At 52.8% G+C, this 12550-nt stretch carries 11 protein-coding genes; 8 read left to right on the top strand and 3 right to left on the bottom strand.

All coding sequences use genetic code 11. The annotated features are described in order from the left end of the window. Nucleotides 1-9: 9 nt before the first annotated feature. The 6 genes from WC598_RS00970 to WC598_RS00945 are packed head-to-tail and all read left to right on the top strand — an operon-like array spanning nt 10 to nt 6265. Nucleotides 10-330, top strand: coding sequence for an ABC transporter permease (locus tag WC598_RS00970; protein WP_372959594.1), 321 nt, complete (start codon nt 10-12; stop codon nt 328-330). 35 nt (nt 331-365) lie between these two features. Further along, on the top strand, nt 366-1601 hold the full coding sequence (gene hisS / locus WC598_RS00965) for a histidine--tRNA ligase (RefSeq protein ID WP_372959593.1): 1236 nt from the start codon (nt 366-368) through the stop codon (nt 1599-1601). After that, nucleotides 1588-3390 carry a DNA topoisomerase VI subunit B gene (locus tag WC598_RS00960; protein WP_372959592.1) on the top strand — a complete coding sequence of 601 codons (1803 nt, stop codon included), beginning with the start codon at nt 1588-1590 and terminating at the stop codon, nt 3388-3390. The genes hisS and WC598_RS00960 overlap by 14 nt, the downstream gene beginning before the upstream one ends. Beyond that, nucleotides 3383-4477, top strand: coding sequence for a DNA topoisomerase IV subunit A (locus WC598_RS00955; protein WP_372959591.1), 1095 nt, complete (start codon nt 3383-3385; stop codon nt 4475-4477). Before WC598_RS00960 ends, WC598_RS00955 begins: the two co-directional genes overlap by 8 nt. A gap of 6 nt (nt 4478-4483) precedes the next feature. After that, nucleotides 4484-5188, top strand: coding sequence for a class I SAM-dependent methyltransferase (locus WC598_RS00950; RefSeq protein WP_372959590.1), 705 nt, complete (start codon nt 4484-4486; stop codon nt 5186-5188). Between the two features lie 45 nt (nt 5189-5233). Next, nucleotides 5234-6265, top strand: a complete 1032-nt coding sequence (locus tag WC598_RS00945) for a glycosyltransferase family 4 protein (protein WP_372959589.1) — start codon at nt 5234-5236, stop codon at nt 6263-6265. An 18-nt stretch (nt 6266-6283) separates the two neighbouring features. On the opposite strand, the gene WC598_RS00940 is transcribed toward WC598_RS00945, so the two are convergent. After that, on the bottom strand, nt 6284-7807 hold the full coding sequence (locus WC598_RS00940) for a radical SAM protein (protein WP_372959588.1): 1524 nt from the start codon (nt 7805-7807) through the stop codon (nt 6284-6286). A 201-nt stretch (nt 7808-8008) separates the two neighbouring features. On the opposite strand from WC598_RS00940, the gene WC598_RS00935 reads away from it, so the two are divergent. Then, nucleotides 8009-8998, top strand: coding sequence for an SDR family NAD(P)-dependent oxidoreductase (locus tag WC598_RS00935; RefSeq protein WP_372959587.1), 990 nt, complete (start codon nt 8009-8011; stop codon nt 8996-8998). Then, on the top strand, nt 8995-9936 hold the full coding sequence (locus tag WC598_RS00930) for a dTDP-glucose 4,6-dehydratase (protein WP_372959586.1): 942 nt from the start codon (nt 8995-8997) through the stop codon (nt 9934-9936). The genes WC598_RS00935 and WC598_RS00930 overlap by 4 nt, the downstream gene beginning before the upstream one ends. 33 nt (nt 9937-9969) lie before the next feature. Here the strand turns inward: WC598_RS00930 and WC598_RS00925 are convergent, their stop codons facing one another. Both WC598_RS00925 and WC598_RS00920 read right to left on the bottom strand, forming a co-directional pair. Continuing rightward, nucleotides 9970-11490, bottom strand: coding sequence for a radical SAM protein (locus WC598_RS00925; protein WP_372959585.1), 1521 nt, complete (start codon nt 11488-11490; stop codon nt 9970-9972). Beyond that, nucleotides 11474-12547 (bottom strand): histidinol-phosphate transaminase, encoded by a 1074-nt coding sequence (locus WC598_RS00920; RefSeq protein WP_372959584.1) that lies wholly within the window; start codon nt 12545-12547, stop codon nt 11474-11476. Before WC598_RS00920 ends, WC598_RS00925 begins: the two co-directional genes overlap by 17 nt. Nucleotides 12548-12550: the final 3 nt, after the last annotated feature.

Below are 12550 nucleotides of genomic sequence, written 5' to 3'. Positions count from 1 at the left end.
TTCATTGAAATGTCGTATCTCATCTATATCGCGATGTTTGGTTTTGGCGCCACGATCTTTCTCTGGCTGCGCGATGCCCGGATCTTTTTCCGGACCGGTCTTCGGGGATACCGGAAGGCGGCATACTGGGGGGTTCTCTACGGTGCCCTGTCGCTTCTGGGCCTCCAGATTGCCCTGCATGTGCCCGACTTCGAGATCCTGGGTCTCGGCCTGATCCTTGCCGGCATTTACCTCATAACCAACCGGAAAAAGGAGAAGATCTGGACAAACGAGGGAACTCTCCAGAGGTTCCTGGGCAGCGTGCCTATCAACAGGACGAATAAGAAATAAGAGATACCATAAGTACAGGACAGGGATTTTTCATCATGCTCCAGAAACCACGGGGAACACGGGATTTTTTACCGGATGAGATGGAAGCGCGCCGCGCTGTCGAGTGGCGCCTGCGGGAAGTTGCGCGCCGGTGGGGCTACCGCGAGGTCTGCACGCCGGAATTCGAGGATCTCGAACTCTTCACCATGCGCTCGGGCGAGGGGATCATCGGCGAGATGTATGTCTTTGAGGACAAGGGCGGCCGCAAGCTCGCGCTCCGGCCCGAGATTACGGCTGCCGTTATCCGGATGTACGTCAACGAGGCAAAAGTTGCCCCAAAGCCGCTTCGCTGGTGCTATTATGCCGACTGTTTCCGGTACGAGCGGCCCCAGAAGGGACGCTACCGCCAGTTCTGGCAGTTCGGGGTAGAGCTGATCGGCGCCGATACCGCAGCTGCGGATGCGGAAACGATCCTGCTCGCGTCCGATATGCTGAACGCAACCGGTGTAACCTACGAGCTCAAGGTCGGCCACCTCTCGCTCATGAGGAACCTGGTAAAAGACCTTGAACCGGTCATGCAGCGCAAGGTGCGTGCCCACCTGGACAAGAAGGATTTCGACGGCCTGAACGCGACCCTTGAGTCCCTCAACCGGACCGACCTTGCAGCCTCATTAACCGCGCTGGTTTCCACCCGTAACCTGGCCGAGGCATTCGAGATTGCAGGAGCGATCCCGGAAAAAGAGCGGCTCGAGCAGACCGTGGAATCGCTCGATGCCTCAGGGGTAAAATACGAGCTGAACTTCGGGATCGCCCGGGGCCTTGACTATTATACCGGCATCGTCTTCGAAGGTTTTGCCCAGAACCTTGGGGCCGAGAACCAGATCCTTGGCGGCGGGGCGTACCGCCTTGCCCAGTTGTTTGGCGGCGATGATGTTGCCTCGTGCGGGTTTGCCGTGGGTTTTGACCGGGTGATGGTCTCCCTTGGCGAGACCGCGCTGAACCGGAAGGACACGGTTGTCGGCCTTGCCTGCATGAGCGAGGGGAGGAAACGTGCGCTTGCAGTAGGTCGGGCATTCCGCGATGCCGGCATCCGCACCGAGATGGACCTCATGGAACGGGGGCTCGGGGCCCAGCTGGCCCATGCCGCGAAGTCTGCGGATTTTGCAGTCGTCATCGGCAAGCGGGAAGCCGAGACCGGCGAGGTGACGCTCAAGAACCTCCACACCGGCGAACAGAAGACGGTCGGACTCGACGAGGCCATTGCCGAGGTGCGTGCCCATGGTGCTCGCTGATGAGCTCGCCAAGCAGCAGCGCAGCATCAGTGTAGCGGAATTCTTCGAGAAGAACAAGCACCTGCTCGGGTTTGACTCCCCCACCCGGGGGGTTATCACCACGATTAAGGAAGCGGTGGATAATTCGCTGGATGCCTGCGAGGAAGCGCAGGTTCTTCCGGACATTTTTATCAGCATCAAGAAGACCGGCACCGATCTCTTCCGGATCATTGTCGAGGACAATGGCCCGGGGATCGTCCCGGCGCAGATCCCCTTTGTTTTCGGGAAGCTCCTCTATGGATCACGGTTCCACCAGATCCGCCAGACCCGGGGCCAGCAGGGTATCGGGATCTCGGCAGCGGTCCTCTATGCCCAGCTGACGAGCGGTCTTCCCACGATCGTCATCTCCCGCACCGGGCACAAGGAGCCGGCGCACAGGTTCGAGATCCAGATCAAAATTGAGACGAACGAGCCGGATATCATCTCCCAGGGACCGTTCGAATGGGACCGGATCCACGGCACCCGCGTGCAGATCGAGTTCAAGAGCACGATGGCGGCGAAGAAGAAGCTCATCGAGTACCTCCGCTACACCTCCGTGGTCAACCCCCACGCCCGCTTCCGGGTGGAGCTCGATGACGAGGCCTTCACGTTCGAGCGGGTGAGCCAGGAAGTTATTGCCTGCCCGGTTGCCATCCAGCCCCATCCCCACGGCATCGAATTCGGCCAGCTCAAGCGGATGGCTGCCGCAAGCAATGACAAACTCCTCGAATTTCTCATAAACGGGTTCAGCCGGGTGGGTAAGAAGTCGGCGCAGGACATGTGCGACCAGGCCGGCCTGAAAGCCACCCTGAAGGTAAACGGGCTTACCGCAGAGCAGCTCAAGGCGCTGCTTGCGGCCATGCAGGCGATTGCCGTTCCCGCTCCCCCGACGTCCCAGTGCCTCTCCCCCATTGGCGAGGAACTGATCCGGCGCGGTCTCGACAAGGAGTTCCAGATGGATTTTGTGGCCGCCCGCACCCGCCCGAGCTCGGTCTTCTCCGGCCACTCGTTCATGGTCGAGGCTGCGATCGGCTACGGGGGAAAACTTCCCTCCGAAGGAAACGCGATCATCCTCCGCTTTGCAAACCGCGTCCCGCTCATGTACCAGCAGGGCGCCTGCACGATCACGGACTGCATCTCGCGGGTGAACTGGAAATCCTACAACATCTCGCAGCAGGGCCTCCCGATGGGCCCAATCCTTATCCTTGTCCATGTCGCATCAACGAACGTGCCGTTCACGAGCGAGAGTAAGGACGCCATTGCGAGCATCCCGGAGATCGAGAAGGAGATCATCCTGGCACTCCAGGATCTCGGCCGCGATCTCAAGCTCTTCGTCTCCCGCCGGGATAAGGGCAAGCTGGCCGAGGACCGGGCCCGGGCAGTCTGCGCCATCATCCCGGAGATTGCCGAAAAGGTATCCGAGATCGTTGAAAAACCCCTGGTCGATACCACCCCCATTGAAGGAAAACTGATGCGGAAACTGATCGTCAAGAAAGGAAATCGCGACGGCAGGGTGGCAATCGAACTCGCCAACTACAGCAATTTCGATGGCGAGATCTCGGTCTACGACATCTCGGCGGACAATGCTGCCGATGCAATCCCGAAGGCCGACTTCGTGAGCGAGATGGACGGGCAGTTCACCAAAGTGTGGAAGATCGTTGTCCCCCCCAAGGACGTGGCCCGGATTGCCTATTCCGGGAAGGGCGGGGGCATCCTGGAAATCCGGGGCATAGACGACAACAAGAAGATGGTGGTGGATCTCGATGTCTAAAGAGGAACTGGACAAGAAGTCGATGGCAGCCCTGCTCGGCATTGCAAGCGCCTGGTACGAGCAGATGAAATCCGGCGAGATCCCCTCGATCTCGCTTCCTTCCCGTACAAAATACAATATCGAGTTCGACGATGCAAGCGAGGTCTGGAAGTACGGGGACAAGGAGAGCATGCGGACGGCGGCGTCTGCCAAGAGCGCCACCCACCTCCTCAAGATGGCCTACGTTATCGGGTTCATCAAGCAGCAGCTCAGAGAGAACCGCTCCTCAACACTCAGGGAGATGTATTACATCTCCGAGGGCTGGAAGCGGGCGAAGTTCGGGGCACAGGATGAGAGCAACTTCTTAATTGAAGATCTGGAAATCCTCTCGGACGTGCCGCGCGAAGGGTTCCATCTCCATCCCGAGGAGAACGGGGCATCGATCTACGGCCCTATGCGGATCCGGGAAGAGACCCGGCGCGGGATGAAGACCCTCCACTGCCAGGACGATGTCGGGCAGGCCGGGTATACCATCCCGAACAATGTGGAGAACATCGAGTTTGTTGACCACGATGCCAAATTCGTGATTGCCATAGAGACTGGTGGTATGTACGACCGGTTGATCGAGAACGGGTTTGACGAGGAGTACAACGCGATCCTCGTCCACCTCAAGGGCCAGCCGGCCCGTTCTACCCGGCGGATGCTCAACAAGATCAGTTCGAACTGGGATCTTCCCGTTCTCGTCTTTACTGATGGCGACCCGTGGTCCTACCGCATTTTTGGGTCTGTTGCCTATGGCGCTATCAAGAGTGCCCACATGTCGGAACTGCTCGTGACCCCGAAAGCCCAGTTCATCGGCCTCCAGCCGAGCGATATCCGGGACTACAACCTCCCGTCCGATAAATTATCGGACAAGGATGTTGAAGCATTGAAGGCCGAACTGACGGATCCCCGGTTTGCAACAGACTACTGGAGAAAACAGATCAACCTGCAGCTCAGCCTGGGCCTCAAGTCGGAACAGCAGGCCTTTGCTGCCCGGGGGCTGGATTTCGTAACGAAGAAGTACCTGCCGGCACGGCTGACTGATATGGGGATACTGAAGAGCTGAGGGATTATGAGTTCCGGGAATATGTACACGGACGGGGACTATCTGAAGAATAACCCGACCTGGGATAGTGAGGATGCCCCCTGGAAAGCCGATCTCATCTTCCGCATGATCGAAAAACACCAGATCCAACCAAAAACAATCTGCGAAGTGGGGTGTGGTTGTGGCGAGATCCTGTTCCAGCTCCAGAAAAGACTTCCGGACTCCACCCGGCTTACCGGCTATGAAATCTCTCCCCAGGCAATTGAACTCTGCAAAGGGCGATCGAATGATCGACTGTCATTCAGCCTGAAAAATTATTGCGATGAGCCGGATAATTCCTGTGATCTTATCCTTCTCATCGATATTATCGAGCACCTGGAAGACTATTTCCGGTTTTTGCGGGAGATCAAACCAAAAAGCCCGTATAAAATCCTCCACATCCCGCTCGAAATGTTTGCACTCGCGGTCCTCCACCAGCAGTTCCTTCTCGGCCAGCGGAGAAAAGTCGGCCATCTCCATTTTTTTTCACGGGATATCGCCCTTCAGGTGCTCTCCGACCTGGGGTATGAAGTTGTGGATTTTCAGTATACCGCGGGGTATTTGCTGGCTCGCGAATACGGGTTGAAGGACAAGCTTTTGAAAATCCCCCGGTTCCTCCTGTTTCCCCTCTTCCCGGATTTCACCGTAAGGGTTTTTGGGGGATACTCACTTCTTGTACTGGTGAAATCATGACGATACCCGTGCACCGGGAAAACCGGATAACACCGGGGGCCGGTTATGCCTGACTATACGCTGGGTCTCTTTGCCAACATGTACCCGGCGTTTGAGGGGGACTACCGGGGGATCTTCATCCACCAGATGGTTCAGGATCTTACGGCGCGTGGCGTCACGGTAAAAAAAGCCGTGAAAACCGGGCCATCCGCTTTTGGATACGCACCGTTTTATTTTGATTCTCTTCTCATTGCACGGGACAAAAGTCTGGATCTTATGCAGGCGGAATACATTCCCCACAGCAGCCTGGTACCGGCCATCTTCGGGCGCCGTAATGTTCCCCTTGTCCTCAAGTTCCACGGGGACGATGCACGGATATTCCCGTTCAGGAATCCGGTGTACCGGCATATCACCCGGTCAATGATCCGGCGGGCTGCGTTTGTGATCACGGCAAGCGAGGAGATGCAGAAGCCATTGCTGGAACTGGGACTGGACCCCGACCGGTGTGCAGCGGTCCATACCGGCGTGGATACCCGCTTCTTCATCCCCGGATCCAAAGAGGAAGCCCGCGGGGTGCTCGGGCTGCCCGTGGAGAAAACAATCTTCCTTTTTTTAGGCAGGCTCCATGCCTGGAAAGGGATCTTTGAGATTATCGAGGTTGCACGGATGTGTCCGGACTATTCCTTTATCTTTGTCGGCCCCGGGCAGATCCCGGATCATCCCTCCAACTGCCGGTTCACCGGCCAGAAGAACCGGGAGGAGATAAGGACCTGGCTCACTGCTGCGGACTGTCTCCTCCTGCCGACTTACACGGAAGCGGCTCCTGCCGCAGTCATGGAAGCGTTTGCCTGCGGTCTTCCGGCAATAACCTCCGATGCCGGCGGCTGTCCTGAGATTGTCGAGGAAGGGAAAAACGGGCTCCTTGTTCCGGTACGGAATGTACCTGCCCTGAAAACGGCCGTGGAGTGGATGCACCGGAACCCCGGTGACCGTCAGCGCATGGGCCCCCGTGCGAGGATGACTGTCTGCGAGCGGTATGACCATGATGTCCTGACGGAGAAACTCATTTCCGTCCATTGGCAGCTGCTGGAAAAATAGACGGGATAATAAACGGGGTTAAGGAGTTTTTATCTTGAACACATGTTCATAAAACTCTTTTTTCAGCTCTTCGAATGCAGCATTGCCTTTCTCATCAAAGGTTTCAACCAGGCGTATCCGATCAAAGTCGGGATCCGGTAACATCGTGTACAGCGGAAATGCCCTCTGGATCCCTTTCAGTTGCTGGTAACTGAGGGGCTGGTTTTTCAGTTCCGTCCCGTAGATGAGCTGATGAACTGCTGCATCGGGCTCAAGGTATCCCTTTTCAACACAATAATCGAAGAGCGGGGTTCCCCGGTATGCTGCAAATATATACACATTCACCGTTGTGGGATGGACCTGGCGGATGATATCGATGGTGTCAAAAATATTTTCCCTTGTCTCATCAGGAAAACCGATAATGTTGTTGAGGGTGTACTGGATCTGGTATTTATCGAGGATCTGGAGGCCTTTGAGGATATCCTCGTTGGAATAGGTTCGTTTTAAAACCCGTTTCCGGAACGCTTCACTCCCGCTTTCAATCCCGATATTCATGTTTTTGCAGCCCATGTCCTTTAACAGCGCCACTTTCTCGTCATTGAGGGTCTCTGGACGGGTCTGGCACCAGAACGGGATGCCAATCTCTTTTTTATACCGGGCTGCAAAATGTTTCAGATCCTCAATGGGCCGGGCAAGGAATGTCTCGGAGTTGAAATCAATGTAGCCGGGACTATATTTTTTCACGAGGGCTACCATCTCGTCCAGGACCCGGTCAACATTTTTCTGCCGGTAATACTTCCGGCTGGTCCGGGTCTGGTACAGCTCTCTTAACCGCGGAGAAGCGCAATAGGAGCAGTTGTAGGGACAGCCGCGATCGATCTCGATATGGATCATTGCATACATCTTCCCCTGCATGGGCCGGTAAAGACGTTCTTTTTCAAAAAGATCAAAGTCAATGTAGGGAAGTTTATTGATATCCGACGGTCGTCGTATCTCGTTTTTAATGATGCCCTGATCGGTTTTGAACCACAGATTTTTGATGGATTTCACATCTCTCTTCCGGTACATACCTTCACAGAGTTCGAGAAGCGCCTCTTCCCCTTCACCAACACAGATAATGTCAATGCCCTCAATGGAAATGGCCTCTTCGGGACAGAGGGTTGGAAACACCCCTCCGGCAATCACGGGAATATTCGTATCGCTGATTGAAGCGAGCAATTGTTTTGCAATGCCAATGGTATCCTGAACTATGCTGAACGAGATCAGGTCGGGTTTGTATTCATTAACCAGCTGAACAAAATCTGCCGTCATATCCGTTTTTTTAACGGTGACGCCGACATCCTCGTAACTGAATTTTCTTAACTGGAGGAGGTCGACTTTTTTCATGTCGAAGGTGGTTTCTTCGGTTTTGTAGAGGGTGGTATCAAAGAGTTTTGTCTGGAATCCAGCATTTTTGAGGCATGAATGGAGGACGGGTATTCCAACCGGCAGCAGGGTAATTAACATTACATTGGGGTAAACAAAGAGGACCCTGAAATCCTTGTGAGGGCTGATGGGTTGCATCTAATCATTAATTATTATCGTTGATTTAAAAAATCACTCTTTTCATGAGAGACCGGAGTATTTTGGTTTTTCCTGTACATTTTTTGATAATCACGACGGGTTTTGGGTGATGAGGTGAAAATGGCTGACGGGAAAGAATTTTTTATTAATTTCACCCATCCTTATAGAGTAGTGAGTTGCAGAATACCTGAGGATCGTTCCATGAAAAATTTTTATGCGGGGAAAAATATTTTAATCACGGGCGGGGCTGGCAGTGTCGGCCAGGCACTCTGTGAAAAACTGCTGGAGTATCAACCCAAAACCATTGCCCTTTTTGATATCAATGAGAACGGGTTATTCAACCTTCGCCAGAAATACGGCACGGAATATGGCAACCGGATCCGGTTCCTGCTCGGGGATATCAAGAACCTTGACCGGCTCCAGTATGCCTTCAAGGGGATTGATATCGTAATCCACGGGGCTTCCTACAAGCACGTTCTCGAATGTGAATATAATCCGCTCGATGCCGTTGAAACCAATATCAACGGGACAACAAATGTCATCCAGGCCGCAATTAACCAGGGCGTGAAAAAAGTTGTTTTCACCAGCTCCGACAAGGCAGCAAACCCCTCAAACACGATGGGAACAACCAAACTCCTTGCAGAGAAACTGATCATTGCTGCAAACGATTATGGAGCCCGGACAACCGTTTTTTCCTGCTGCCGTTTTGGGAACGTTGTCGGGACCAGCGGTTCGGTTATCCCCCTCTTTAAAAAACAGATTCTTGAACAGGGAAACCTCACGATCACCGACCCCGTCATGACGAGGTTCATGATCACCCAGGAAACGGCCATCGACCTCGTCCTCAAGGCGGGGGTTCTTTCTGAAGGCGGCGAGATCTTTATTTTCAAGATGCCGGTTGTCAGGATCGGGGATCTGGCGGACGTTATGATCGGGCGATACGGAAAAGCCAAAAAGACCATCATCGGCAAAAAACCCGGTGAGAAGATGTACGAGGAGATCATGACCGAAGAAGAGATGTCGCGGGCTCTTGAAGGAAGCGATATGTACGTCATCCTCCCCCAGATAAAAACCGGGGATTTTGCCAATTATGCGGATTATGCTCCGGTAAAAACCATGAAGACCTCTTCCCAGATGGACCTGCTCAAACCTGCGCAGATCCAGCAGCTCCTCGATGAGGCAATGGTATGAACGTTCTTGTTACCGGCGGAGCAGGTTTTATCGGGCGCTGGGTTGTCAGCCGTCTTTTACAGGAAGAAAATTCCGTTGTTGTCCTGGACGACCTCTCCAATGGAAGCCTGGAAAATCTCCGGGAATTTTCAAACAACCCGAACCTGGTTGTAAAAACGGGAGATATCAAAAACAAAAAAACCCTCTCCGAGATCTTCCGGAATAAATTCGATGTTGTCATCCACCTTGCGGCAAATATTATTGTCCAGGAAAGCATCGACAACCCGCAGAAAGTGTTCGACAATGATGTTATCGGTACGTTCAACCTTCTTGAAGAAGCAAGAAAGACAAACTCCCGGTTTGTATTCATGAGTACCTGCATGGTGTATGATACAGCCTCCTCGAAAGGAGCGATTGGCGAAACCCACCCCACAAAAGCCGCCTCGCCCTATGCCGGTGCAAAACTTGCCGGTGAGAATATGGTCCAGTCGTACTTCCATGCCTACGGGCTTCCCACCGTGATCCTCCGCCCGTTCAATACCTACGGCCCGTTCCAGAAAAGCACCGGCGAAGGTGGCGTTGTCTCGATTTTCATTGACAAAGCGCTCAGCAGGGAACCGCTCAGCATCTATGGTGACGGAACCCAGACGCGTGACCTGATGTATGTGGAGGACTGCGCGGAATTTGTTGTAATGGCTGCGATGAGCGGGCAATGTACCGGGGAAATCCTGAATGCCGGCCTTGGAACGGATATTACCATCAATGACCTTGCAGCAATGATCTGCACCGATGAATCCCGGATAAAACATGTCCGGCACATCCATCCCCAGAGTGAGATCCCCCGGCTCCTGTGTGATCCCTCAAAGGCAAAACGGTTAATCGGCTGGGAACCAAAAACGTCTCTTCAGAAAGGAATAGGAAAAACCCAGGCATTTATCAAAAAATCCCGTTCAGGATAATTTTTTTTAAACGCACCAATAAAAAAAAGCGGATTATTTGTAATTCATCTTGAACACTTTTTCATAAAATTTCGCTTTGAGCTCTTCAAAGATCCTGTTACCTTCATCATCGAACACTTCTGCTCTCCGGATCAGATCATAATCGGATTCCGGGAATTTTGCATAGAGGGGAAATGTCCTCTGGAGACCCTTGAGTTCTGCATACGACAGTGGCTGGTTTTTCAGTTCCGTGCTGTCCAGCAGCTGGTGAACCTCGGCATCCTTGTCCAGGTATCCGTTTTCCACACAATAATCAAACAACTGCGTTCCCTTATAGGGGGTAAACAGGTAGACATTCATGGTTGTCGGATTGATCAAGCGGTTTATTGCGATCGTATCAAAGACGAGCTCCCGTGTCTCTCCGGGAAAACCAATGATGTTATTGACCGTGTATTCAATCTGGTATTTCTCAACGGTTTTCAATGCCGCGAGCATCTGTGCATTGGAATGGGACCTGTTGAGAACCTTTTTCCGGAACTCCTCATTTCCCTGTTCAACCCCGAACTGCAGGTTCTTGCATCCCATGTCTTTCAGGATTGCAATCTTCTCGTCCGTAACCGTCTCAGGGCGTGACTGGCACCAGAAAGGCAGTTTTATCTCCTTTTTGTACCGTTCGGCAAATTGTTTCAGCTCAGGAACCGGGCGGGCGAGGAATGTCTCGGAATCAAAATCGATATACCCCGGGTTGTACTTGTCACAGAGGTATTTCATCTCATCAATAATCCGATCGGTTGATTTCTGCCGGTAGTAATTGCACCCGGTTTTTTCCTTGTACTGCTTTTTTAATTCCGGTGCACCGCAGTAGGCACAAAAATAGGGGCATCCCCGGTCCAGCTCCACGTGCAGCATGGCATAGATCTTCCCCATCATCGGGCGGTAAATCCGCTCCTTATCAAAAAGGTCATAATTGATGAAGGGGAGGCTGTCGAGGTCAACCGGATCGCGGATCGTGTTTCTGACGATCCCGTTTGGTGTCTTGCAATACAGGTTTTGTACTGAAGAATAATCTTCCTGCCGGGACATCTTCCGGCAGAGTTCGACAAGGGCCCCCTCTCCTTCGCCAACGCAGATGATATCAATGCCATCAATGGCCAGTATCTCTTCAGGACTGAAGGTAACCGCAACGCCTCCGGCAATTGTCGGGATCTTCCAGTGCCGGATGTGGCTGACCAGGTCTTTTGTCAGGTTGAGCGTGTCCTGGACAATCGTAAAGGCAATCAGGTCCGGCTGGTATTCCGCGATCATGGTATTGAGATCGTCGAAAATGTTTGTTTCTTTGAATTTTACCCCGGTGTCCTGGTAGCTGAATTTCTTGATCTGGAGGAGCTGGACTTTCTTTTGCTCGAAATTGATCTCTTCTGTGTGGTAAAACGTTGTATCGAACAATTTTGTGTCGATCCCTTCCCTTTGGAGGCAGGCATTCAAAAGCGAGATATTGATCGGGAGCAGCGTTGCCATCATGGTGTTCGGATACACGAACAACACCCGGAATTTTCTATCAGTCTTGTTTTTCATCAACCCACCTCTTCAGGATGCCAGATACGGTTTTCATCGATTTTTTATCGCCAATTGATATTCGTATGCACTGCCTGAGGATGCCCCAGTTATACCCGGGACGGATAAGTACGCCATTATCTTCGAACTTTTTGATCAGGGGCTGACACTGCGCCTCCCCAACAACAATGTTGACAAAATTCGTTCCTGACGGCAGGACGGTCAGCCCGAGGGCTTCTACATTGCGGACAAAATCCTTTTTGTTTTTCAATAACTGCCGGACGGATTTTTCTACGACTGGATAATGTCTGATCAGGGTTGTACAACACAGTACCCCTAACGAATTAACCTCGTACATTGGTTTGAATTTTGCAAGGAGACCAATTATCTCCGGGCGGCCTATGGCGTATCCGACCCGTGCTGAAGCGAGCCCGAATGCCTTCGAGAACGATCGCAGGACAATGAGATTCGGATATTCCTTTAACAGGTCAACAGCGGTAGTTCCGGATATCGGGTAATATGCCTCGTCCACAAGAACGCCGGCGTCACAATCCGATGCTGCATCAAGCAGTTGCCTGATCTGATCATTTGAGAGGAGAACCCCGGCAGGACTGTTGGGGTTTGAGACGATAATGAGACGGGTTTTCCGGCTGATCTTTTTGATTACCTCGCTGATGTCGAGGGTCAGTTTTTCAGGATGGTAAAAAACACTGATCTCTTTGGCCTGGTACAGGTTTGCATACACCGTATACATTGCAAAGTTTGGCTGGATGTTGATAATTTCATCCCCGGGTGAGACAAACGCATCAAATGTGGCCCGGATAGCCCCGTCGGAACCCGCTGCCGGAAGAAAATGATCCTGGGGAAGGGAATGGAAGTCGGAGAGGGCATCGTATAATTTGTAGACCTCGGGATAGCAGGACAGGAAATCCGGTGAGATCTCATTTTTGATCCGGGCCAGTAGCTTCTTTGGAAGGGGAACGGTCCATTCATTTTTATCCAGGCGGATATATGAGGAGCGGGGCGTCCTGTCAACAGGGGTGCGGTAGATGTCCGGCAGGTGCGCTTTTGGGATCACGGA

The organism is Methanoregula sp. (genome assembly GCF_041645475.1).
Classification (GTDB): Archaea; Halobacteriota; Methanomicrobia; order Methanomicrobiales; family Methanospirillaceae; genus Methanoregula.
This window is presented reverse-complemented; position numbering and strand designations above follow the sequence as displayed.